General features: G+C 43.2%; 19 protein-coding genes and 1 riboswitch. Of the genes, 3 read left to right on the forward strand and 16 right to left on the reverse strand.

Translation table 11 applies throughout. The features are described from left to right. Nucleotides 1–8: 8 nt before the first annotated feature. The 5 genes from JOC94_RS08855 to JOC94_RS08875 form a co-directional block, all read right to left on the reverse strand. A complete protein-coding gene (locus tag JOC94_RS08855; protein ID WP_205179097.1) occupies nucleotides 9–974 on the reverse strand; it encodes an ABC transporter ATP-binding protein in 966 nt (321 codons plus the stop codon). Beyond that, nucleotides 949–1,965, reverse strand: a complete 1,017-nt coding sequence (locus tag JOC94_RS08860; protein ID WP_205179098.1) for an ABC transporter ATP-binding protein — start codon at nucleotides 1,963–1,965, stop codon at nucleotides 949–951. The genes JOC94_RS08855 and JOC94_RS08860 overlap by 26 nt, the downstream gene beginning before the upstream one ends. Nucleotides 1,966–2,207: 242 nt before the next feature. Continuing rightward, complete coding sequence (locus JOC94_RS08865; protein WP_205179100.1) at nucleotides 2,208–4,376, reverse strand: Xaa-Pro dipeptidyl-peptidase; 2,169 nt, start codon at nucleotides 4,374–4,376, stop codon at nucleotides 2,208–2,210. 321 nt (nucleotides 4,377–4,697) lie between these two features. Continuing rightward, nucleotides 4,698–5,654 carry a carbon-nitrogen hydrolase family protein gene (locus JOC94_RS08870; RefSeq protein ID WP_408021911.1) on the reverse strand — a complete coding sequence of 319 codons (957 nt, stop codon included), beginning with the start codon at nucleotides 5,652–5,654 and terminating at the stop codon, nucleotides 4,698–4,700. 234 nt (nucleotides 5,655–5,888) lie between these two features. Further along, nucleotides 5,889–6,446 carry a thioredoxin family protein gene (locus JOC94_RS08875; protein ID WP_205179102.1) on the reverse strand — a complete coding sequence of 186 codons (558 nt, stop codon included), beginning with the start codon at nucleotides 6,444–6,446 and terminating at the stop codon, nucleotides 5,889–5,891. Nucleotides 6,447–6,587: 141 nt separating this feature from the next. Here JOC94_RS08875 and JOC94_RS08880 point away from each other — a divergent pair, with 141 nt between their 5' ends. Beyond that, nucleotides 6,588–6,980: a thiol-disulfide oxidoreductase DCC family protein gene (locus JOC94_RS08880; protein WP_077113593.1), complete on the forward strand. Its 393-nt coding sequence runs from the start codon at nucleotides 6,588–6,590 to the stop codon at nucleotides 6,978–6,980. A 517-nt stretch (nucleotides 6,981–7,497) separates the two neighbouring features. On the opposite strand, the gene thiT is transcribed toward JOC94_RS08880, so the two are convergent. The 3 genes from thiT to JOC94_RS08895 form a co-directional block, all read right to left on the reverse strand. Continuing rightward, nucleotides 7,498–8,070 (reverse strand): energy-coupled thiamine transporter ThiT, encoded by a 573-nt coding sequence (gene thiT / locus JOC94_RS08885; RefSeq protein ID WP_077113595.1) that lies wholly within the window; start codon nucleotides 8,068–8,070, stop codon nucleotides 7,498–7,500. A gap of 74 nt (nucleotides 8,071–8,144) precedes the next feature. After that, nucleotides 8,145–8,242: riboswitch (TPP riboswitch) on the reverse strand. Between the two features lie 52 nt (nucleotides 8,243–8,294). Beyond that, nucleotides 8,295–8,468 (reverse strand): hypothetical protein, encoded by a 174-nt coding sequence (locus JOC94_RS08890; protein WP_236017033.1) that lies wholly within the window; start codon nucleotides 8,466–8,468, stop codon nucleotides 8,295–8,297. A gap of 28 nt (nucleotides 8,469–8,496) precedes the next feature. Continuing rightward, nucleotides 8,497–9,570, reverse strand: coding sequence for a fibronectin type III domain-containing protein (locus tag JOC94_RS08895; protein WP_205179107.1), 1,074 nt, complete (start codon nucleotides 9,568–9,570; stop codon nucleotides 8,497–8,499). A 697-nt stretch (nucleotides 9,571–10,267) separates the two neighbouring features. Between JOC94_RS08895 and JOC94_RS08900 the strand changes: the two genes are divergently transcribed. Both JOC94_RS08900 and JOC94_RS08905 read left to right on the forward strand, forming a co-directional pair. Continuing rightward, nucleotides 10,268–11,875 (forward strand): methyl-accepting chemotaxis protein, encoded by a 1,608-nt coding sequence (locus JOC94_RS08900; RefSeq protein ID WP_077113597.1) that lies wholly within the window; start codon nucleotides 10,268–10,270, stop codon nucleotides 11,873–11,875. Nucleotides 11,876–12,088: 213 nt separating this feature from the next. Continuing rightward, nucleotides 12,089–12,628: a DUF420 domain-containing protein gene (locus tag JOC94_RS08905; protein ID WP_205179109.1), complete on the forward strand. Its 540-nt coding sequence runs from the start codon at nucleotides 12,089–12,091 to the stop codon at nucleotides 12,626–12,628. Nucleotides 12,629–13,180: 552 nt separating this feature from the next. Here JOC94_RS08905 and JOC94_RS08910 read toward each other — a convergent pair. The 8 genes from JOC94_RS08910 to JOC94_RS08945 all read right to left on the reverse strand — a co-directional run bounded on the left by JOC94_RS08910 (nucleotide 13,181) and on the right by JOC94_RS08945 (nucleotide 23,050). After that, the gene (locus JOC94_RS08910) at nucleotides 13,181–13,768 is read right to left on the reverse strand and encodes a CalY family protein (RefSeq protein ID WP_205179111.1); all 588 of its coding nucleotides are present in this window, start codon (nucleotides 13,766–13,768) and stop codon (nucleotides 13,181–13,183) included. A gap of 54 nt (nucleotides 13,769–13,822) precedes the next feature. Next, nucleotides 13,823–15,460 carry a M20/M25/M40 family metallo-hydrolase gene (locus JOC94_RS08915; RefSeq protein ID WP_205179113.1) on the reverse strand — a complete coding sequence of 546 codons (1,638 nt, stop codon included), beginning with the start codon at nucleotides 15,458–15,460 and terminating at the stop codon, nucleotides 13,823–13,825. A 75-nt stretch (nucleotides 15,461–15,535) separates the two neighbouring features. Next, nucleotides 15,536–16,123 carry a CalY family protein gene (locus tag JOC94_RS08920; RefSeq protein WP_077113602.1) on the reverse strand — a complete coding sequence of 196 codons (588 nt, stop codon included), beginning with the start codon at nucleotides 16,121–16,123 and terminating at the stop codon, nucleotides 15,536–15,538. A 193-nt stretch (nucleotides 16,124–16,316) separates the two neighbouring features. After that, nucleotides 16,317–17,741 carry a M14 family zinc carboxypeptidase gene (locus JOC94_RS08925; RefSeq protein ID WP_205179115.1) on the reverse strand — a complete coding sequence of 475 codons (1,425 nt, stop codon included), beginning with the start codon at nucleotides 17,739–17,741 and terminating at the stop codon, nucleotides 16,317–16,319. A gap of 110 nt (nucleotides 17,742–17,851) precedes the next feature. Further along, a complete protein-coding gene (locus JOC94_RS08930) occupies nucleotides 17,852–18,439 on the reverse strand; it encodes a CalY family protein (protein ID WP_205179117.1) in 588 nt (195 codons plus the stop codon). 66 nt (nucleotides 18,440–18,505) lie between these two features. Beyond that, nucleotides 18,506–19,057: a signal peptidase I SipW gene (gene sipW, locus JOC94_RS08935; RefSeq protein ID WP_205179119.1), complete on the reverse strand. Its 552-nt coding sequence runs from the start codon at nucleotides 19,055–19,057 to the stop codon at nucleotides 18,506–18,508. A gap of 45 nt (nucleotides 19,058–19,102) precedes the next feature. Further along, nucleotides 19,103–19,537: a hypothetical protein gene (locus JOC94_RS08940; protein ID WP_205179121.1), complete on the reverse strand. Its 435-nt coding sequence runs from the start codon at nucleotides 19,535–19,537 to the stop codon at nucleotides 19,103–19,105. A 30-nt stretch (nucleotides 19,538–19,567) separates the two neighbouring features. Further along, nucleotides 19,568–23,050, reverse strand: coding sequence for a M28 family peptidase (locus tag JOC94_RS08945; RefSeq protein ID WP_205179123.1), 3,483 nt, complete (start codon nucleotides 23,048–23,050; stop codon nucleotides 19,568–19,570). Between the last annotated feature and the right edge of the window lie 673 nt (nucleotides 23,051–23,723).

Raw genomic sequence — 23,723 nt, forward strand, 5'->3', positions numbered from 1 at the left:
CCTTCTATTTAATAAAGATGACAAGCCACAAAATGCCCTTCTTCCATCTTGCGAAATTCTGGCCTTTCGATTTTGCAAATTTCCATGGCCTTTGGACATCTTGTATGAAAAGCACACCCCAATGGCGGACTCGAAGGGCTCGGAACATCTCCTTTTAAAATAATCCTTTCTCTTGCTACATCCGGGTCCGGTACGGGAGCCGCCGACAAAAGGGCTTCCGTATAGGGGTGTTTCGGATTTGAGTATAGTTTGTCTTTCTCGGCCAATTCCACAATCCGTCCCAAATACATGACGGCAACACGATGGCTGATATGTTTGACCACACTTAAATCATGCGCGATAAAAATATAAGTCAAATGAAATGTTTCACGTAAATCCTCCAATAAATTAAGAATTTGGGCTTGAACGGAAACATCCAGAGCAGAAACGGGCTCGTCACATATGATCAACTTCGGATTGTTCGCAAGCGCTCTTGCAATGCCGATCCTTTGCCGTTGCCCCCCGCTGAACTGATGGGGGTAGCGGGAAGCATGATACATGCTTAGACCCACAATTTCGAGCAGTTCTTTCATCCGGGCTTTTCGTTCCTTTGCGGACGCCATTCCATGAACGAGAAGTGGTTCGGTGATAATTTTTTCCACTTTATGCCTTGGATTTAAGGAAGCATACGGATCTTGGAAGATGATTTGCATATCCCGCCTTAACTTTCGCATTTCTTCAGGTGGTATGGTGGTGAGTTCTTTTCCCTCAAAGCGTATTTTTCCGGCTGTCGGTTTCATCAATTGTAAAATGCACTTGCCGGTAGTGGACTTTCCACACCCGGACTCGCCGACGATTCCAAATGTCTCCCCCGGCATGACATGAAACGAAACTTCGTCAACAGCTTTCACTGCTCCAATTTTCCGTCCCAAAACGCCGCCTTTTATGTCAAAATGCTTCTTTAAACCCTTAACTTCCAAGAGTGGCTTTTGCATGTTCTCCCTGTTCACTCTCCTTCCCCTCATATAAAAAACAGCGACTGCTCCTCCCTTCTGCAAGCGCATACAATTCCGGCGTTTCAACAAAACAGCGATCAAATGCAAACTCGCATCGCGGCGCAAAGTGACATCCAACTGCTCCAATTTTTGGCTGTGGAACTGTACCTGGAATAGAATACAATTTTTGCTGTTTTTTATGTAAAACGGGGAGGGACTTGATCAGGCCCTGCGAGTAGGGGTGCTTCGGGTCTTTTAAAACTTGCCGCATCGTACCTTCTTCAACAACCTGTCCGGAATACATCACCAACACCCGGTCACATATTTCGGCCACAACCCCCAAGTCATGGGTAATGAGTAATATGGCAGTCTCGTTTTCTGTATTTAACTTCTTCATCAAATCAAGAATTTGGGCTTGAATCGTTACATCCAGAGCTGTAGTCGGTTCATCCGCTATCAAAAGTTTCGGCTCGCATGCCATCGATATCGCAATCATGACGCGTTGCCTCATTCCGCCCGAAAGCTGATGGGGGTATTCATGGATAATTTGTTCCGGCCGGGGAATACCAACGAGTTTCAGTAATTGGATCGATTTCGCCCTGGCCTCTTTTTTGCTGATTTTTTGATGGATTCGGATCGCTTCAATGATCTGATCTCCAATCGTAAACAGGGGATCGAGAGATGTCATTGGCTCCTGAAAGATCATGGAAATTTCATTTCCCCTTATTTTTCTCATTCGCTTGTTGGAAGCTTTTACGAGATTTTCACCTAAAAAATAGATTTCCCCTCCCACAATTTTGCCTGGAGGGTTTGGAACCAATTGCATAATCGACAAGGACGTGACGCTTTTTCCACATCCTGATTCCCCAACGATTCCCAGCACTTCTCCTTTATGTACCTTGAGACTCACGCCATTTACAGCTGGTATTTCGCCGGTGTCGGTAAAGAAATGGGTATGTAATTGATTGATCTCTAAAATTACTTCATTCAAATATGTCCACACCTCCTAAAAAAAAGCCATTTTATTTGGAATTATGTAAAAAATGTGATTAGGTTAAATATACTTTATTTAATCATGGTTTTCAAGTTTTATTGCCATAACATTTGAGTCTTCTTTCATTTTCAATCACTTGTTTATTTCGTTGCTATTCATTTAAAATTTCCCGGCATCGCCTCTCTGGCTGTTGCCGGGAAACAACTATTTTTCAAAAATATCATCCTATTTCCGGCAAACTAGGGCATGCTTTCAATAAGTGATTCAGCTTCTTCTTTGAGCATATAATAGCCTTTATTGGATATTAGCCCATTATTTTGTTGCTGGTCCAGCAACAACATAAATCCATTCATATGTTTCGCTACTTTATCACCGAGCCCTTTTTTCTCATAAAGTTCAACTGCCGCCATATGAGTAGTTAAAGCACGGGCTTCCTCTTCATTTTGAATCTCGCCATCCTCTTTTAAACTCTCCACAAGCGACAGAATTTCTGTTGCAGTTGTTGGGGTTGTTTCTCCAAGTGCGTTTTCAAGAGCTTTTCTCCCTCCAACGATCGGCAATTCTACCAAACTCTTTCCTAGATGAACATGAAATGCAGCACGGTTTGGGTCCGTAAGGAGCCTTCCTTTATTGCTTCCGGCAATGACAATTCCAATCCGATGGCCTTTTTTAAACACATAATCTTCTGGAAGGGTTTCCCATTTGATGCGATGATTCTTTCCAGGCTCCAGAAAGACAGGATGTTCAAGCGATTTTCTATTCTTGGCGCTAAGCCATCCATGTGTCACAATTTCATAAGGGGATTCAATTGTTGTTAATTCTGTTTCCAGATAGCAGGCACTGTCGGTTGGAGAACTTTCACCCCAGCACGTTCTGTTGGAAAGTGTCCGGATCCCTTCATCACTGCTTTGATGATCTACCCTTACATCTGTTCCATAATCTACGATCAGCGCTGTAAGATTCGTATTTTCCTTATCAACGACCGTGCGAATATCTATTTCGGGAACACCGCTTAACCGGACATCTTCCTGAAGTTCCGGAGACAAAAAGATGAGTCTGTCCTCTTTTACTGTAAATTCATTTTGAACCATCTGCTTGTCAGTTTGATCCGGGTTATCCGTGAATGTTTGGACAGCTTCTCCATTCACCGGTCCAGTTTTCAGCGTGCCTGGCAAACTTTCATTTCCTGGAGCAAGTCGTACTCTGACAAACGTTGAATTTTCAGCCGGCCAACTGGAATGTGTTTCCCACTCACCCGGACCTGTTTCCAAGTCTAAAATCGGTTCATCCATGATGCCGTTTTCTATGTCCAGCAGCCAATAGTCGAACCAGCGGTGAAGTGTCTGTACCCATTCTGCTCTTCTAAAATCAAACGGGTCTACATGCCCTGTCTGTGTAAGCCATAATTTCCTCGGTATATCGTTTTCAGCTAACGCTTCCCACCATTTGGAAAAATGGTTGGCTTTTACATTATAGTCATTTAATCCGTGAATCATAAAAACACTTGCCTTGACATTGCCTGTATCTTTATAGTAATTGCGCTCATCCCAAAACTCATTGTAATTTCCGGTTTCATCGTCAGCGGCGACTCTTATTCTTTCGTGAATCGGTGCGCATTGCCGCACCCTTTTACTGTTTGTCACCCTGCTTGCCAAACCACTGGGGCCGTTGCGGTAAAACGGAATGCCTTCGTAACGATAATAATAATACCAGCTGCTGATGGCACCGATCGGAACGATCGTTTCCAAGCCTTCTACACCCGTAGCGGCCACTGCATTTGCCAAGGTTCCATCGTAAGACTTGCCGACCATTCCCACTTTTCCAGCAGACCAATCGGCACTCACTTCATTTCCATCTTTGTCGAACGCTTTTCCCTTTCCGTTTAACCACTCGATGACCACTTTTACGCTTTCCGTCTCTTCAAATCCACCTGTTGTGGGACAGCCATCGGAATTGTTTGTTCCCACCATATCCAGCAACACGACCGCATATCCCCGCGGAACGAAGTAATTGTCGTAAAATAAAGGGAACATTTCGTTTGTTCCGGAACCATCCGGATCTTTTACTTGGGACTCATTACCTCGTCCCAACTTTTCATAATAAGGACTTGCCTCCATGATTACGGGCACCTTTAATCCTTCCTCTGTTTCTTTTGGACGCATAATGTCAATCGCAATCCGATCCGGCTCTCCATTTTCATCACTGTCCAATTCCGATTGAATGAAAACGGTTTCTTTAATGGCGTCCAAATAAGAATAGATGGGCCGTGTGACGCCATCTTCCAATTCATGTCCAGAAACCGTTACCTGCTCGGCATATACTTTATCATTGTCGAGGTGGGAAAACGACGGCACTAACAAAAGAGACAATACTAGACTAAGGGCCACTCTACTTGTACTCCAACGCATTATATCATTTCCCTCCCTTTTGTTTATATTTTCATAATAATTTAAATATTCTTTATAGAAAAGGGTCTTTTCGGTTAATTATCTGGGATATTTTACAAATTTTTTTTACGAGAATGCTAGATTTCCCAAATCGACATTAGTCTTGTAGTGAGGAAAACGCCATAACATGGTCAGAACGGCTGAAAAAAGAAGCAGATTAAAAAAGCGTCATCAAAACACGCCAGATTAAATCTTTTGGTGCAGATAGCCCCATGTCTACCTTTGCAATATAAAAACCCTTCCAAGAAGTAATACCTATTTCCTGAAAGGATTTCTATCGTTCTACTTGATCCAAACTGTGTTTTTTTGCTCTTGTTCGTTCACGGTCAGCTGGAAAATATCTGGTCGCGCATAATGGCCTACGACATCAAAGTCAAACTGCGCTTCGGCAATCTTTTCCAGATCAATTTCCGCGTAGAGAATCTTTTCCTTTCCAAACACTGGCTCAACAATAAATTCTCCTAGCGGATTCACAATACAACTCCCCCCGCGGGTGAGTTCTTCCGGCCATTCGTTCATTTCCTTGCGTGAAGAAAGGTCCTCCGGATACATACTCTTTGTGGCATACTGGTTGCATGACAAAACAAAGCATCTTCCTTCCAGCGCGATATGCCTCATCGTGCAAGACCACGTATCCCTTCCGTCAGCGGTTGGCGCAACGTAAATTTGCACACCTTTATCATACATGGCCGCGCGCGCAAGCGGCATGTAATTTTCCCAGCATATGAGTGCCCCTATTCTTCCGTACGGTGTATCAAAAACGGGCAATGTGCTTCCATCACCTTCTCCCCAAATAAGTCTCTCCGCCCCAGTAGGCTTCAGCTTGCGGTGTTTTCCCAACAGCTCCCCATCCGAGCCGAAAAACAACGCTGTGCAATAGAGCGTCCCCTGGCTGGATTCACTTTCTTTTTCAATCACCCCTATCACAACATAAGCTTTTGCCTTCTTGGCAGCTTTGCCGATTTCTACTGTCTCCTCTCCAGGCACTGTAATGGAATTGTTCCAATACCGAAAAAAATCCTTTCTCCCTTCATCAGACCGGGAACCTACCACCGTTCCGAAGGACATCCCCCTTGGGTAAGCCGGTATGAACGCCTCCGGGAACACAATGATATTGGCCCCTTTTTGGCTCGCTTCTCTGATCAACCGGACCGTCTTTTCGACCCCTTTCACTTTGTCCATCACTTCTGCGCCGGCTTGAACAACAGCGACTTGACACTGTCTTTTTTTCTGCAAAATCATCATCCTTCCACTTTTCTTTCCGGGAAAATATATTTCCACCATCTCCCTCTGATATAGATGTTTCTCCTGCATATCTGGCTGGCAAACTGATGCCAAAATTGCGGCAATTCCGAGTGCTTTGTACCTTTGGCAAAAACGAAAAGGCCTGAGCCTGATGCAATATCGGGCTCAGGCCTTATTAGCGTTTCACTTTTCGCAGCACTTCAAGAGCATTGCTTGTCCCAATTGTTTTTAAGGTTTATAGTTATATAGTGCTGTTTTCATAGACTCATAAGAGTTGTTCCAAAAGTCCGGATTCTCCCTAAAAGATTTTGCCACTTGTTTTACCATCACTTTAAATTTTTCATCGTACCCTGGATCATCCTTCGGCGGCAAGTCTTTTTTGAACCCGTCAACAAACTTTTTTGTAAAATCTGTAATCGGTCCCCATTTCGCCACTTCATTTCCGTTTTCGTCTATAAAAATAAAAATCGGAATAATTCGTTTTTCATTCGTCAAATATCGATCCATCAGTTCCAAGTTTTGATCCCGGAGCAAAAAGCGGACCGGCATATCCGTTTTTTCAGCCAAACGGAGCAAAACAGGGATGTTCAGCATACAATGTCCGCACCAAGGTTCTGCCAAGACAATGACCCGCAATTGCTTGTCTTTTATGGATTGAAAAAAGTGCTCATCCTCCGGGGGAGTAAACTGATCATAAACCCGCGAAAAGCCGTCCTTGTGATATTCAAGTGTTTCGATATATTCATCCGGCGTCAACCCTTTTTCATACCAATTATGTAAATCCATTCTCTTCATCTCCTTTTCCACTTTTATACTAAGAGTACTTCAATAAAATAGATTGTGTAAACCAAACCGCATTCTTCCGTTGTTTCAATTTCGCCAAATCGGTTAAAGTAAAAAGAGATTCCATTTGGAAGAGGTGTTAAGATGCATCCCATCGTATTGTTTGACGGCGAGTGCCATTTTTGTGATGCCAGTGTCCAATTTATCATTCAAAACGATCCAGAAGGAAAGATTCACTTTGCTTCTTTACAAAGCGACATCGGCCAAAAATTATTAAAAGCCCAGGATGTACCTGCCCATATCGACAGCATGATGTTAATCGACGAAAACAAAGTGTACTATAAATCGGCAGCAGCACTGCGGATATGCAGCCATTTGAACGCACCTTGGAAATGGTTATATCCATTGATGGTCGCTCCTTATCCAATCCGCAATCTATTTTATGACTTGATTGCGAAAAACCGTTACAAATGGTTTGGCAAAAAAGAAAGCTGTATGCTTCCGCCGCCGGATATACGCGCCCGATTTTTATCGTAGCAAAAGAACTTGTCACATCCACTTCGGATTTGACTCAAAAGCGGCACTTGGCCGGAGGGGGTTCGCTCAAATGGCGCTCCCTCCGACTTTTGCTTTATTTTCATTCCAGACTCTTGAAAGAGGCTGTTTGTCTGCCGATATTCCCAACATTCCACCCTGAATACAACTTGACAGGCGTTTGACCAAGCTCAAACTGTTCGGGCCGATATTCCCAACATTCCCCCCTGAATACAACCGCCGGAAAGCACCAAAGCGGTCTTGTCATGAAGCCGCCGTTGGCATGCCCTTGCCGGGGCCAAGAGCAATATTGCGCTTTCAAGTCGGGGAGAGGGAGCGGACTTCCCCTCTGACGACCTTTTCTTCGCCCCCCGATCATTCTTTTTCTAAATCCTTCACAAGCTAATCATAGAAGCCTCCGTATTCCCTAGTACACGATTTAGCCGAACTTTCACTTTCACAAAAAATAAGCAGCAAGCCCTTTGGCCGTGGGTTGTGCCGCTGCTTTCTACCTTTTCCATTATTTTACTTGAAGCAAACGGGGCGCCGTTGTGACGAGCAAAGCGATCACGATAAAACATGCCAATGAAGAGATAATGTAAGAAGTGCCGTTGGAAATCAGTGAATAAAGAAAAGCGGATTGACCCGAAGGTGCAAACTTACCCCAAAAAATGATTCCGGCTATGAAATGCCAAGTATATCTGGCAAAGCCGCCAACAAAGATCGCTGCAAACAAGAGCAGTACGAGCCTTGTTTTTCCTTCAGACCTTACAGCCTTTTGCACTGCAGGCGCAAACCATCCTGCCGCTCCAACAAAGCTAAAAGCAACGAAAAATTCAATGAATCCTTGCAGAGGCGTTAATATTTGTCCCGCGGCTTCCCCGGAAACTACTTGCAACATCCCCCACAAAAAACCTGCAGCAAAACCGGCTTTAGCCCCCCAACGAAGCGCCACAATAAAAATAGGCACCATGGCAAACGAAAATTTGATCGCCGGCGTTACCTGAATCGATGGAATCATGTCCAGCATCATCGCAAATGCCGCAAAGATCGCTACCTCGATCAAAATGCGTAAAGACATCTTTTTTCCCATAAAAAAACCCCCTATGATGTAATAACCGACCGTAACCATAGGGGAACAAAGACAATGAAATACTCCATTGCCTTCACACCTCAAATAACCATCCCTGCGCTGGAATTAACCAACAGGTTCTAAGGGTCTGGAACGAATCCACTCTCAGCCAAAAGCTCCCCCTGGCACGCCGATTCAACTACTATCCTTTATTGTAATCTTTTTTTGAAAAATTTCAATATTTGTTATTGCAAGTTTGATACCCGCCAATACTGTGAAGCCATCGTCCCCGACATCCATTCCAGGCCTTGGTCCTGCGCCTGATGGACAGGCTCCCATACTGCTTGGGATTGAGCGTCCGATTGAACATATACTTCATGGTGAGGCGACTGATCATGCTTCCCGGAAATATCATACAAACCATCCCGCCAAAAAGTGGCACAAACTTCATAGTCGACAGCCGGGGGAAACAACAAGCGGGTTTTTCACGGAATGTGTAAGCCGAAAGATCGCTTTTTCACTGGATTTCCCGATCTCTTCCACTTCCATGCCCTCACTGGATGCTGTTGCTCTATCCTTCATTCTTTTCGTCCATCCGTATCCCCTCGTTTCTCCCACATCTTTCTCAAACTGTATGTGCGGAGTTCCTCCACCAAGCCGCACATGGACTTCTGCTTTCGTTCTGTAATTGGAAGAATGGGGATCAAACCCCCGATTGTCCCCTTGAAAATAACGATACGGAGAAAAAAAGTTGGGGTTTTTTATCCACTTATTGTTTAAAAATGTTTGATAAAGAAAACGCCATTCAGTTTCGGAAACCTTTCCATTTGACTGTAAAACTTGTTCAATGGCACGAATCTTTTTTGTCATCCGGAACCTCTCCATCGTGGCGTCTTTTTCCCTTTTTCGCCCTCGTTTAAAAAATCCGATGACTCCCGCCGCCAAAAATTTTGGTTCATTTAAATCCTCTTCCGAATACGGAAGGATTCGCTCCGCCTCGATCGAGTATGTATACTCGGCATCCTGCCGGACAGTTTTGTCCGTGTAAAAGCAATTTGTAACACATGCAAGCTTTTCTCCATTGCGCCTGATTATATATTCACTGACCCCGGATATGGGCTCCCAACCCAAACTGATAAGCGAACGCGATACAACAGTCGTTACGATGAGATCCTTAAGAATATTACTTTCATCATTTTTTTCCGGCTTTGTCGCTGTTTGGATTTTTACTGGTCCAGATGTTATTTCCATCATTTCCACGGTGTATAAATAACTCGTTGCCGGGTCCAGCCCCTTATCCGAAAAACAAATGTCGGAACCGCTGTATATTAACTGACCTTCTCTGTACAAACGGTAGAAGCCTATTCCTTCTTTCCAACGAAACGTGATGGCGTTCGTGGATTGCTCAATAGACTCAAGCTGGATGTCAGGCAGATTAGGCACCGATCGCTTTCGCCGTTTGGCAACAAACATAAGGATTCCGGCCAGACTCGCCAATGCAGCAAAAGACCGTTTGACCATAGAGTCACCCCCTAGTTGAAGTTCATTATTTAATACCCAAAAATATAACCGACAACACTTTCTGAAATTTGACCGTAATAAGCGCACAATCGCACTGTAAAGAAGAGAAGTCAACTCCGCGATACCGGGAAACGTCGAAACTTTGGTTCTAACAAAGATTTTCTTCGGCTGGGTATCCCTCTTTGGAGAATAAAATGTACGTTTCAGTCCCATATGATCGAAATCGATCGATTTGTATAGCAATTCAGAACAATACATGAGAGACTGGTAGGAACATTAAAGAATTGTAGATTGGCGAAGAGAAACCTTTATAGGGAAAAACTCCAATTCAGAAAATATATTTGGAAAACATTTACAGTAATCCCCAATTTATATCCATACATTTACATTTATTTACTTCTCATCACATGATGAAAAACTTCTTTCATGAGATGACTTCATTTTTTAAAATTTATGCCGATTAAATATAATGTAGGAACTGAATTTTTTGCTAAATTTTGTCGAATGAGGAGCCGGATTAAACAAAGCCTTCGTTAACAACGCCGCCTTCCTTCATTTGACCCCATACATCTAATAAGAACGGTCGTTCCTTTACATGGATCATTTAGAGGTGATGCGAAAAGGTTAAATCATCCTTTTTAACCATTATTAACAGTAAATATTATTTTCATATTATGTAGGGGTTGGTGTAATAAAGATGAAGATTTTTAATTGGTTTTTAAACTTAAAAACGGCAGTAAAATTGATCACAGCTTTCCTTATTCTCGCATTGCTTCAAGTGGGAACCGGAGTGGTCGGGTTGACTCAAATGAACACATTAAATCATTCCATTTCCAACATGTATAACAATAACTTGAAACCAATACAAGAAGTGGCGGAAGCCCGGGATTTAGTCCAACAATTGAGATTGGCCAGCAGGGATTTGTATTTGACGAAGACACAACAAGAAACCGAAAAGTTAGTTGAAGATATTAAGAGAATCAGAAAAGAAATTGAAGGACATGTTAGCGCATACAGTAAAAGCGAATTAACAGAAGAACAGGAAAGTAAAGTATACAGATTTAATAATATTTGGGAATCACACAACAATTCATATGATCGCGCCCTCCAATTGGCGACGGAAGGAAAAAGCGAAGAATATTTGTTAAGCCTTAATGGCGGATTGCTAAATATTCAAAATGGGCTGATCAATGAATTGAATGACCTTATGGACATGGACGCTGCTGCTGCCGAACAAGCCCAAAAGGACGCGCAAAAAGTATATTCCACTACATTCATGATAACGATAGGCATTATTGCTTTTATCTTTTTACTAAGTATATTGTTCGGCATCTTCATTGCCAGAATCATTTCTCGTCCACTTGGAAAAGTGGCTGATTTAGTGGAAAAAGTAGCTGACGGTGACCTATCCGAAACAGTCGATATACAGGCTAAAGATGAAATCGGAATTCTCGCCCGCTCTGTAAACAAGATGATTGGAAATTTGCGGGCCACTATTCAAAACATTTTAGGTGCTTCAGAAAATTTATCAGCTTCCGCCGAGCAACTTTCAGCCAGCACTGAAGAAGTCGCCAGCGCCAGTACAAATCAGGCGAATGCCGCGCAAACGATCAACGAATTATTTAAAGAATTGGCGGCTGCCATTGCTTCCATTGCCCAAAATACGGAACAAGCCGCGGAATATTCAAATAGGACGATTAAAATTGCCCAAGAAGGAGAACAAGTCGTCCACTCCTCTGTCGAGGGAGCCAATATGGTGAGCGTCCAAATGTCCGCACTCGAAGAAGATTCCAATAAAATTGGCGAAATTATAGAAGTCATCAATGATATTGCCGATCAAACAAACCTTCTTGCTCTAAATGCAGCAATAGAAGCAGCGAGGGCGGGAGAACAAGGTCGCGGATTTGCCGTAGTAGCCGACGAAGTCCGCAAGCTGGCGGAACGAAGCAGTGAGGCAACAAGTGAAATATCCGACATTATTAAACATATGCAAGACGCCACTATCCTTAGTGTGAAATCCGTTGAAGAAGGAGTCGCGACAACAAAGCAATCCGGCGAGGCCTTCGAAAATATTATTCAAATGATTAATGACACCGGGAATAAAGTAACAGAAATTGCCAGCGCCAGTGAAGAGCAATCTGCCCAGACATCCGAAATACTCTCCTATATTGAGAGCATTTCAGCCACAACAGAAGAAGCCGCTGCCAGCAGTGAGGAAACTGCTTCAACAGCCAATGCTTTAACTGAACTGGCTGAGGAGCTAAATGCCTCGGTTGCAACCTTTAAGCTAGACAAAAAAATATAATCTATTCTGAGGGCGTCCCCGAAGTCAACTTTTCGACCTTTGGACGCCCTCTTCCATTTAACAAGTTAGAAGTCTGACAGCCAGGGACCCTCTTCTCTTGTTGTTTCGTTTCACGATCATTCATGAAAAGAATGTGAACCTTTTCGTCCCGTTGCGCCCTGGTAAAAAGATTATGATACACTAAACATAAAAAGTGACGGAGTGTGTCAAGCTATGAATAACCCCGTTGTATACAAAAAACGAAACTATCGTCCTGCTATCACGGCGATTTCCATCATCTTGATCGGAGCAATCGGTATTCTATTCGGACTGCCGGGAGTGGAAAACTTCGATGCGTTTGATGTTACCATTCTCCCGTTGATAAACGCCATTTTAAACAGCTTTACGTTTATATTTTTATTTTCGGCGCTTATCGCCATTTTAAAGCGGAATATCACCGTTCACCGCAGATTTATTTACGCTGCTTTCACAACGACATTTCTTTTCCTCATCACGTATGTCACGTATCACTTTTTAGCTCCCTCCACCTCGTATGGAGGAACGGGCTGGATGGCGGCTTTATATTATTTTATACTCATTTCCCACGTGCTACTGGCTGCTGCCATCGTGCCGCTGGCGTTAACAAGCGTCGCTCGCGCCTGGAACATGGAAAATGAGCGCCACAAAAAAATAGCCCGCTGGACAATGCCGATTTGGCTATATGTCAGTCTTACAGGCGTACTCGTATATGTCATGATTTCTCCATATTATTAAAAAGAAAATGAGACTGGGACACAAGCAAATACGAAATAGCAAAAGCCGAACAATTCATTTATAATTGTTCGGTTTATTTGTGTTAAAAAAATCCCTATCATCGCTACGTCAACATATTCCGCTTTCCACAGGTCTCTTCAGCTTCCTCGGCTTGTTTACCGCCTGTTCCCCGAAAGGCAGCACGACGTTCAAGGTTAAGGTTCACTACCATATTGTAAGTCGCCCATCCCTTGCGGAGTTTTCATTCATAGTCCCTTTACTCGGATCGGGGGATAAAAATTTTTCAACGGGTTGATACAGTCAAACTGTTTCCAAAGATAAAAAGGACCTCCAATCGAAACAGTACCGGCATGCAGATCGGCGCCGGGTAATGGGAATTTTTTCTTCCATGCAACCACATCAGAAACCTCTTGCGACAGTATCCGGCAACAATTGTGGTGAAAAAATGCCCCTCATCCATTTACTAGAACCCCTTTTTATATTGACGTGAGTCTTGTTCAATCAGAAAAAAGCGTATTCGAAACAATGTGAGTACACTTTTTCCTCTAACTGTTAATGATCAGTCCCGTCCGCTTGAACCGCTATAAACGTCCATCCCAAATTCAATGAATCACCCTGAAATTGATTTTGATCTTGGCCATTGTCAACAAATTGGAACTTTACAACAAGGCGGTCACTGGAACCAATGGGCAACCCCTCTTCACCAAAAGCGGGAATCGTAATATTTGTAGCAACAGCATCCGGGGTCATATTTTTTAATCTTGCCAGTGTCGTTTTGTAAATAGGTTGATTGTGTTTATCCATATTCAACAAAAACTCTACTGAAATATGTTCACCAAAATCTTCTGTATTGTCACCTTTTGCATCAATAACCTCATAGTCTGTCTCGATGATCACTTTTCCAATGTCCAAAGAACCTTTGTTTTCCAATTTAAAGTCACGGAGAAAAGAATCTCCGGGCTTGATATTTTTTACTTGAATGAGTGTTTCAGGGTTCACAGACAAATCAAGAGTTCCCGATGCAAATGTGTTACCAGAGACTTTATGATCACTGAAATAAGCGTACGTTCCTCCTCCTATTAATGAAATGCCTAGCAAGATCGACATTAGGCCAATGCCGAGTTTATTTTGATTACCCATTCTTTTCCCCCTCGTTCCATCTCCCCAGAGATCAAGATAGAGTCCATTTTGCCATTATGAAGCATCCTTTAAATGAGTTTGTTGGGGATGATGATCCGCCACATAATCCAATATAGCCGTACTTATCATATCCCCTGCAAATTGGAGCCTTTCCGGACTGATATTTTCGATCGTGTCATATGACGTGTGATACTCCGGCTCCAATCCGCCATTGGCGGTTCCCATATTAAAGCATACGGCCGTTATGCCCGCATTGTGGAATGGAACATGATCTGACAACCCTCTCTGAAACAGGATCAGTTTTTCTTTATCTTTCCCCCATTTGTCAAATGCGGCGTTCATATAATCCCAAGCGATATTAGGTTCGCCATCCACAGTATTAAAGGCCAGGTATGAGGCCGGTTCATATTTTGCGCCCATCATCTCCATCTGGAAATGAATCGCGCTACGATCAAGGTCTTCTTTTGGCAAGTGATCGACATAATAATGCGAACCGACCAAACCGATTTCTTCCGCACCAAAAGCAATGAACCTCAGCTCTTTATCAGTTGGCAAGTCTTTCATCATCCTAGCCATCTCAACAATAGCGGCAGTCCCGGAGCCATCGTCATTGGCTCCTGGCGAATAAGGAACACTGTCATAATGAGCCGTAACATAAACGATTTCAGGATTTGTAACATCGGACGGCTTTTTCACCGCCACCACATTTTGTGATGTTTGATTTGTATGGGTGCGAATGATGAGATTCGCTTTTGCCGACCCTTTTGAAAGCTGCTCCCGTAATGATTCGCCATCCACTTTTGTAACACCCACAACCGGAATGGTGCTGTTGTTATTTAGCGTCGGTCGTAGTGGAGCAAGGCTTTCCTCATGATCATAAATGATGACCCCTGCCGCTTGCGCATTCGTCGCATTCCGCACTTTTTCCCAGAAAGTATTCTCACCTCTTCGAACTAATGCGATTTTCCCTTTTGCTTCATCAGAAAAGTCTCCAGAAAGTCCATGATTCGCATAATATAATTCGGCTGTAATGCCATGCTCATCTGTTTTGGCCGATCCACTCGCCGCTCCCACCGGGAGTTCCTTGTTTTTATCAGTTAAAATGCGCAATGTCCTTTCCACTCGATTGTTAATGGGAAACTCTTGAATGGAAACATCGTAGCCAAAGCTTTGAAATTGCTTTTTCAAATATTCCGCCGCTTTCTTTTCTTCTTCCGTTCCGGCAACCCGCGGCCCAATTCCTGCACTTAATTCCCGTATATGATCCATGACTCGCTCAGAGTCAAAAACGGCTTCCCACTTTTTTATTAAGGCATCCGCATACTCTTTTAAAATATTTGCCGCATGATTGGAAATATGCTTGTTTTCGTGGTGTTTGTGTAACAAAATGTGAAAGCTTTCCATATGCTTGATCGCTTTCTTATATAACTTTCGTTCCTCATAATGCCCCACTGCAGTCATATGGGTGCTTAATGCACGATAAGTTTCCGGAGTGGAAAATTCCCCATCTTTTTGAAAAATCTCCATAAGGGCTTTCATGTTGGCAATACTAATATCATCTTTATCTTGAGTCGCAACAGGTGAATCTATCAGATTCATAGTCTGAAAAGCTGAATTTTTTGGTGAAAATCCCATTAATAGAAAAAAGATGATGAAAAGGGAAATAGATCTTCCAAAGCGGCCTGACTTCATATAAAAGCCTCCTTCGATCATCATTCAATGAAAGTTCAGCTAAATTGGAGCAGAAAACCCTGCTCCAATTATTTCTTATCGCTGTTCACCCGGCTTTTGCGTTGCGTTGAATGTCCAGGTCAATTGTAAGGAATCTCCCTGAAATTGGTTTTGGTCCTCTTCGTTATCCATAAAGTTGAATTTGACGACAAGATCGTGAATCTCCCCGGCCGGAAGTCCTTTATCCCCAAACTCGGGATAAAATATATGCTGATTGATCGCTTCCGGTGTCATCTCTTTCAATTCGGCCAACGTCGTTTTAAAAATCACTTCATCCAGATTGTCTACGTTGTAGAGAAATTCCACTTCAATATGCTCCGCAAAATCTTCGGTGTTGTCCCCTTGCGGATCACTTACGGTATAGTCTGTTTCAATAAACACTTTGTCGATATCCAAAGTGCCGCCATTTCCTAATTCAAAATCACGAATAAAAGAGTCTCCCGGTTTCATATTTTCAATGTTGATGATTTCAGTCGGAGCGACAGTCAAGTCCAGAGTACCCGCCGCAAAGGTGTTGTTTGTCACCTCTCTATCGCTAAAATAAGCGTAAGTTCCTCCCCCGATAAGCGCGATCCCGAGAGCCGCCGACATCATACCCATGCCAATACGTTTTTTCATTCCCATTTTTCATTCCCCCTCAATAATGTTTGATCTCAAAAAGACAGTTGCTCCTTTGTGTTGCAGGACATTTTGTTACTTTTCGTTTCAAAGGCGCTGCGTCCAACCGCATTCCCCTTCATAATGAATGTCAAGCAACATGCCGGATGAAACGTCGCCGTAGCCCGCAGCTATCAAAAAAGTTCCGCACATATTGCCTTTAGCCGGCGTTTGCAACGGACGAGCCATTGTCAGGCTGATGAAGCTGATTGATGAAATAATCGGAATTTCCTTTCAGCATTTGATACGCTCCAGTCGTCATGCCATCTTTATGATGGTCAAGCAACTGATGAAAAGCCGCCATATGTTTAACCACTTTATCCATCTGACCTTTGGCTTCATAATGGCTTAAAGCTGTCGCGTGCATCTTCAACGCTTGCGCGGCACCGCTGTTCGTAAATTTCCCCAACTCCTCATAGCGTTCAATCGTTTCTTTTATATGAAGCGCAGATACTTTTACAGGTATTTCCGGCCGGGGAGGAATGATAGGAATGATCCCCTGATAATCGGTGTTAAAGCCGCTAATTGGGCGGATTGGCACTTCATTCCACCGTTCAGGATCGGCTTGATACAAATCACCGGAAGCCAGCCCGTATAAAAAAGCATGAGTCGCAATCACATTTTGCTGAACTAAAGGCTCGCGCTCCCCATCCAAAAATTGACCGGACGTCTCTAAGAAAACAGCGGGATTGCTGTGTCCATTCGGATTAAGACCTTCATAATTAATACCAAGCATCATACCGGATGAAACGCCGCCCCGGATATCAATGACGTTAGGGCCTGTAATATATTGGTCGACGGTGTACTCTTTATACGGTTTCATCGCATCGAATACGGTAACCATCGCCTGGCGCGTCAAATCCTCATATCGTCCGCCCTGAATATGAGGCAATGTTGGTCCCCCCGGATTTAAAGAAATGCCGAGTGACAAAGATACGGGGATACTTGTCCCATAGAAATTTTTGCTTCCCTGATGGTGAATGTCCATCATAAATTCAGGCTGTACTTGGGTCCAGAATTTGTAATACCCGATCGATTCGATCGCCTGAAATCCGCCTTCAACCCAGTCTCTGTTTAAATCAACCGTAACTGTTCTGCCATCTACTAATTTCGGTTCTCCTGTTTCATGGTCATACAGGATCGTTCCCCGCTGATTCCTTTCAGCGCCATCGACATTGTACATGGGGATAAAATAAACCGTTAATTCATCCATGATTTTTTTGTCGGAAGCATCTTTTTCATTTATCAAATTTTCAATCAGACGCAGCGTGGCGTTTGTTCCATACGGCTCATTTCCATGAATGCGTCCCTGAACCCATATTTTCTTGTTCCCATTACCTATTTTTGCAATATAAAGATCCTTGCCTGTCTCACTTCTTCCTTCTTCAATCCCTATTTCCTTTAGTGTAAACACATCCAGCTTGCCGCCACTTTGTTCTTCCAATTGTTCTAAAACTTGCACCATTTCATCATATTTCATTATTTCTGAACCAACGATGCTGTCAGATGCTGCCCCTGCCATTCCACTGAAGGAGAACATGAGAAATAAAGTTATGACGATGAAACACACACGCGTCCTTAACATTGAATCTCTCCCTTTTGATTTATTCATCTCTTTATGGTGTTGCGGTGAAGCATCTGTCATACTGAATCGAAGGGAACTCCCAAGCAGTTATAAAACTCAAACTCTATGAATTATCGTTTTTCACCCGGCTTTTGTGTCGCTTGGAACGTCCAAGCCAACTGTAAGGAATCTCCCTGAAATTGATTTTGATCCTCTTTGTTATCTACAAAGCTGAATTCAACGAGAAAATCATGAGCCTTCCCGGCCGGAAGTCCTTTTTCCCCAAGCTCGGGGTAAAATATATGTTGATTGATCGCTTCCGGTGTCATCTCTTTCAATTCGGCCAATGTCGTTTTAAAAATCACTTCATTAAAATTGTTTACGTTAAAGAGAAATTCCACTTGAATATGCTCCGCAAAATCTTTGGTATTGTCCCCTTGCGGATCACTTACGGTGTAGTCTGTTTCAATAAACACTTTGTCGATATCCAATGTACCGCCATTTCCTAATTTAAATTCACGAATAAAAGAATCTCCCGGTTTCATATTCTCAATGTTGATAATTTCCGTCGGAGCGACAGTCAAGTCGAGCGTACCCGCCGCAAAGGTGTTGTTTGTCACCTCGCTGTCGCTGAAATAAGCATAAGTTCCTCCGCCAATAAGCGCGATCCCGAGAGCCGCCGACATTATCCCCATGCCAATACGTTTTTTCATTCCCATTGTTCATTCCCCCAAAAGATTTCATTTTTATACAATTGTTCCTTATGAGAACAAGAAATTATTTATTCAGCGGATTGTTTGATAACTTTTGGCCATTCTTACTGTTCTCCATACGGTCAAAAAGCCATAGCCGATTAAGAGTATTCCCGGCAAAAACAGGATGAGGGCGGCTCCTAACGAAGAATCGGTCCATTTGAACATATAACCCGCATACGGTATCGCCACCCCTGTATACTGTCCGATTATATTTTCGATATAGACAGGATCCAAATCGGGGCCGTTATTGTTATCTCCTTTTGTCGTAAAATAGCGGCCTTTTGCATGTACTTCCTCAATTCTATGTGTAATGAGGAGATTCTCTTTCGTAATAAAGGTAATAACGTCGCCTTTTTTATATTGATCCCCTTGCGACTTTTGCTTCATCAATATAATAGAGCCAGTTTTAATGCCGGGTTCCATTGAACCGGACAGAACAGCTTTCATTTCATACCCAAAGATGCTCGGATTTTTGCCGGATGCTTTAGATATGGCCACGTTTAATAAAACAATAGCCAGAATCAGCAATATGAGGGTGGAAAAAGTATGGCCAATTGCCTTTTTGGTTGTTTGCCAGTTCATCACAAAGTTTCACCCCAGTCTGTCGCAAACATGTCCATATTCGATTTACGGAGTCTTTTCATTGAGCGCTTGCTTTTCTTCTTTCTCATTTATGTCAGTTGGAACAGGATGATCCAAATACTCATTTTCAGACTTGAATTTGCTGGAAGCTGCCGCATCATTGTCCGTTTGCTTTTTTGTCTCAACCTTACCTGCTTTGTTCTCCTTTTTTTCCACCTGTTCAACCGTTTTGTGTTGTGTATCTTTTTCACCAGTTTTTGTCACTTCTGCCTGCGAATTTTGTTCATGGTCTTCCGATTGAGCGCCGGGCTCCCCGCGCTCTTCTAATTCCGCAATGACTGCAATCTCTCCAACAATGCTTTCTTGATGGGTATAATACGCATTGGTCGGAGTGATCAGATGAGAGGTGATAAAAAAGAACAAGTAGATGACGGAAAGAAAGTAAATATGTGAATTTTTTGTTTTCTCATAACCTCTCATCCTATTGACCCCTTTCAAAAAACGATTACACTAGGAAGCTTTTGTTTTCTCAATTGCTTGTTTTTGGGTAATGAGTTCCGTTACAGCCGACTGAATAACATTGCCGACTAATTGCACTCTTTCAGGACTAATGTTTTCAATTTTGTCATCGGGCGTGTGGTACCAAGGCTCCAAGCCGGCGGTTCCCGGAACCATCCAGATAAATAGGGCGGCATCAATACCGGCTTCATGAAACGGCACATGGTCCGATCTGCTAAATTGATAAAGGTTTAATATACCCTCATCGATCTCTAACTGTTCAGATGCCGCTTTCACTGATTCCCAAACAAGATTGGAATTTCCATCAACCGTATTCACATGTAATTGGGAAGCTGACTCATATTTTGTGCCAACCATATCCAAATTGAAATTGGCGATGCTTCTTTCGATATCTCCTGCCGGCAACTGGCCGACATAATATCTGGAGCCCACCAACCCGATCTCCTCCGCGCCAAATGCGACAAATCTAATTTCTTTCGTCGTCTCCAAGTGCTTCATCGCCCTTGCCAATTCAAGCATTGTCGAGGTTCCCGATCCATTGTCATTCGCGCCGGGAGAGCGGGACACACTGTCATAATGCGCTGTTACATAGACGAGTTCAGGGTTGCTAATTCCCTTTGGCTTATTGACTGCAATGACATTTTGCGATTTTTGGCCGCCGCGAATATCAAATTCTTGAGTAGACACCTCGTAACCCATTTTTTCAAATTCTGTTTTGATATATTGGGCAGCTTGTTTTTCTTGTTCAGTCCCCGTCACTCTCGGACCAATATCCACACTTAAATGTTGAAGATGTTTCATGGCCCTGTCGGAAGCAAATTGCGGGTCCCATAATTCAATCAACTTGTCGGAATAGGGCTTGAGAATTCGTACTACTTTCGCAGAAACGAGTTCATTTTTCTCCTGCTGCTCAAGTAAAGTATGGAAGCTCTTCATATGCTTGGCTACTTTTGCCGCATCCTTTTGCCTTTCGTAAAGGTCTACCGCAGCCAAATGGGTTTTGAGTGCCCGGGCAGCGACTTCACCGGCGAACTCTCCGTCTTTCTCAAAACGCTCCACAAGTGACTTCATGCCATTGGCCGTTACACCTTCCGGCAAATAGTCGATGACAATGGCGGCTTCGTTATATTGATTTTCTTCACCATCCGGATCGTAGCCATTTTCAATATTTCCGGCGGCATCAACCGAGAACCATTTAATCGTTGTCGTTTCTTCAATGGTTAACGTTTCCGCCCCTTCTCTTGTGCCAGCCACTCTGATCACATTGGAATCCAATGTCGGTCTTGAGCCATCAAGTGTATAGTAGACAGTAGCCGGTTCACTCGTCTTAAACGTCACTTCGATCGGCTCATGATATGTGCCTTCTTCAACACTAAGAGTTGATTCAGGATTTGTTTCATCGGTGGCATTTTGATAAGCTACTTCCAACAGCCCGATCAAACCGCTCGCAAATTCCATTGCTTCTGCATGTCCTTCTTCAAAATCCGGCTGGAATCCGACACTGACCCAACGTTTCGTGTCCGAATCCCACAATGGAGCTCCCACTTCGAAATTCCACGCATAAATCCCATATTCATACCAAAGTGTGTCCGCAGAGTTTCCTCCCGCAGAATATAGTACATCCGGAATCGGTCCCGTCCGCCCCGGTAAAATAACGGTTCCACGGTGCTCCTTAATTCTTTTCAAAATATGTTCGGATGCTTGCCAGAAATAGGCTTCCTGACCGGCAGTGGGACGAGGGAGTGTCTTGCGATTCGCATCATATGCACCAGGTGACCACATAAAGTAACCGCCATGTGAATGGATATTCATGGCAAATGTAATGTTCGGGTTTTGTTCTGCCAACCAAGTCAAATTGCGGCTTTCCGGCTCGGATGATGGCTCCGGTCCGGCATAAAGATCAGATAGGCAGTTTGTTGAACCGCCAATCCAGCCTTCATACACGGTTCCGACTTTGTGATTTCGATTTAAGTCCACTCCCCAAGAATTTCTGTTGGCGGAATCAGATCCTTCCGGTCCGCAATAATTGACCAAATTTCTTCGCTGCATATTATAATCGTAGAAGGAATATAGCCCGCCATCAGGATTGACGCTTGGCACAATAAAAATATCCAAATTATCTACAAGTGTTTTCGTATTCTCATCTGTATGATAGTTTCGCAGCAAGCGCTCTGCAGTTTCTACAGAAACGAGAGGGGTTACCCATTCACGGGCATGTTCCTGCGAGTATCCCAATACTCCCGGTTTGGAACCGTCCCTTACTTTTCCAATTCGGATGGCTTTCACTTCTTGCGGCTCCCTGGAAACCTCTTTCGGCGCATTCAAAAAGTCTGAGAGTTTGATCCCGGATTCTGGTTGAACGATTCCAGTCCCGTTTGAATTTCTATATCTTGTCGCCTTTATTAGCTGACCGGCCGCCCCATTCATGGCAGCAATGACTTGATCAGCTGTACTGTTTGGCTTGGAAGAACCATCCGTTCCCAAACGAACGGTTATCTTATTACCTTCAACAGAAACGCTTATATGTTCATTTGCTTTATCGGGAGCCTTTAGATCGATCTCTATGTCGTTTCCGCCTTCATGCCCCCATGCCTGTGATGTCAAAACGAACGCTGAATTCACCGTGCTTCCAATTGTCGCTTGCGCCTTTCTTCTATATCCGTTTGTTTTATTAGGCAGCGTCACGATTTCAGCCAGTTCGGGAAACTCTTTTGCCAGTTGTTCTATTCGTTCGGTGATTTCAATAGGTGTCATATAGTGATCAACAAAATCGCTGAAGTACTCATCTTCAGAAGGGGTTCCATCACCAATCCATTCTTTTAATGTTGTTTCAATCTTCCCGCCCAGTTGTGTTGTGATAGTGACCTTTTCCGGAACCGCTTCAATATCTTTTAAGACATAGTGATAGAGATACTCGCCGGAATCGACTTTTCTTGTCATCATTGCCGTCTCTTTTTCACCATTCGAGTTTGTCCACTCAGCTGTCATTGCGACATCCGGACCCGCGCTAGACTTCACTTCCAAGTATAAAAATGTTCCCGATTGGTTCTTGAAATAATCCGATCTGAAAATGTTCAATTTATCTTCCGCCTGTTGTTGGAGACGCTGCATTTTCTTTTGCTGCTGCCTTAACTGCTGTTTTGCCTCTTCGGATGTTTGAATAACTTTTACCGTTAGGCCTTGACGTTTTAGCAATTCCATTTCCGCCTGGCTCACAACTAATTGAACCTCGATATCATCATTCCGCGTGTTTATTCCTGCTATATCATAACCGTTGGCGACCAACTCTTCTAATGTCTTTTGATCTGGGACAATCATTTGGACATGCGCCATTTCCTGCTCCAACTCGACTTCCTTTTCAGAAACAGGTTCTGCAGATATTGCTTCCAATGGGGTGATAACAAATGAAGTGGCAGTTAACGCCAAAGTACTTGTGACAGCAAGAAGAAATGACAACAACCTTTTTGCTCTCAATTTTTACCCTCCCCCTAAAAATTGTCTAAGCATAGAAGATTATATCACTTTATTCTGAATTTTGTTTACATTCCGAAGAAAACAATGCTTAAGAATTAGTAATTTTGTTAAAATTTCCAATAGTTTCAGGAATAAAGACTGAAAATCCAATTGAATCAGGATAAACATTATTGGGAAAATAGACCCGCATACGTAATCCAAAATACAGAATCATAAGTCTCACCAATCGTTGTTTGTGGCGCACGATCAGATGCAAAAAGAGGAAAAAATCCCCTTACCCAGGAGAAAATCGAATGACGTAGGAACAGGAGGAATGCAGCTCAAAAGAAATTGTTTATTATGTAGAATAATCGGTGATCCAGACGCCTATAACGGAGTCATTTAGGAGGGAAAACACATATGAAAGACATGATCCATTCGCTATGGCTATGATGAGGAACAAAATCCAAATCAATTAGAAAATAGGGTATTGTATGTATGGAGAAATAACGTGGAGCGTATTAGTGGCTTACATATGGATAAATTGTTTCCTGTTAAATCCCGTGGAGTTTTTCTCCCATAGACCATAATTCGACCGCGACAGGAAAAAGTAAGAGAAAACTTGAAACAAATAAGAAACAAAATGGAAACAGCGTTGAAAAGCTTCATTCATTTTTTCACGAAATAGAAGTCT

It is taken from the genome of Siminovitchia thermophila (genome assembly GCF_016909185.1).
GTDB lineage: Bacteria > Bacillota > Bacilli > Bacillales > Bacillaceae_C > Siminovitchia > Siminovitchia thermophila.

Coding starts and splice junctions, on each gene's coding strand:
- JOC94_RS08855 (WP_205179097.1), bottom strand. CDS start 974: ATGCAAAAGCCACTCTTGGAAGTTAAGGGTTTAAAGAAGCATTTTGAC.
- JOC94_RS08865 (WP_205179100.1), bottom strand. CDS start 4,376: ATGCGTTGGAGTACAAGTAGAGTGGCCCTTAGTCTAGTATTGTCTCTT.
- JOC94_RS08875 (WP_205179102.1), bottom strand. CDS start 6,446: ATGGATTTACATAATTGGTATGAAAAAGGGTTGACGCCGGATGAATAT.
- JOC94_RS08880 (WP_077113593.1), top strand. CDS start 6,588: ATGCATCCCATCGTATTGTTTGACGGCGAGTGCCATTTTTGTGATGCC.
- thiT (WP_077113595.1), bottom strand. CDS start 8,070: ATGGGAAAAAAGATGTCTTTACGCATTTTGATCGAGGTAGCGATCTTT.
- JOC94_RS08895 (WP_205179107.1), bottom strand. CDS start 9,570: ATGGTCAAACGGTCTTTTGCTGCATTGGCGAGTCTGGCCGGAATCCTT.
- JOC94_RS08900 (WP_077113597.1), top strand. CDS start 10,268: ATGAAGATTTTTAATTGGTTTTTAAACTTAAAAACGGCAGTAAAATTG.
- JOC94_RS08905 (WP_205179109.1), top strand. CDS start 12,089: ATGAATAACCCCGTTGTATACAAAAAACGAAACTATCGTCCTGCTATC.
- JOC94_RS08910 (WP_205179111.1), bottom strand. CDS start 13,768: ATGGGTAATCAAAATAAACTCGGCATTGGCCTAATGTCGATCTTGCTA.
- JOC94_RS08915 (WP_205179113.1), bottom strand. CDS start 15,460: ATGAAGTCAGGCCGCTTTGGAAGATCTATTTCCCTTTTCATCATCTTT.
- JOC94_RS08920 (WP_077113602.1), bottom strand. CDS start 16,123: ATGGGAATGAAAAAACGTATTGGCATGGGTATGATGTCGGCGGCTCTC.
- JOC94_RS08925 (WP_205179115.1), bottom strand. CDS start 17,741: ATGTTAAGGACGCGTGTGTGTTTCATCGTCATAACTTTATTTCTCATG.
- JOC94_RS08930 (WP_205179117.1), bottom strand. CDS start 18,439: ATGGGAATGAAAAAACGTATTGGCATGGGGATAATGTCGGCGGCTCTC.
- sipW (WP_205179119.1), bottom strand. CDS start 19,057: ATGAACTGGCAAACAACCAAAAAGGCAATTGGCCATACTTTTTCCACC.
- JOC94_RS08940 (WP_205179121.1), bottom strand. CDS start 19,537: ATGAGAGGTTATGAGAAAACAAAAAATTCACATATTTACTTTCTTTCC.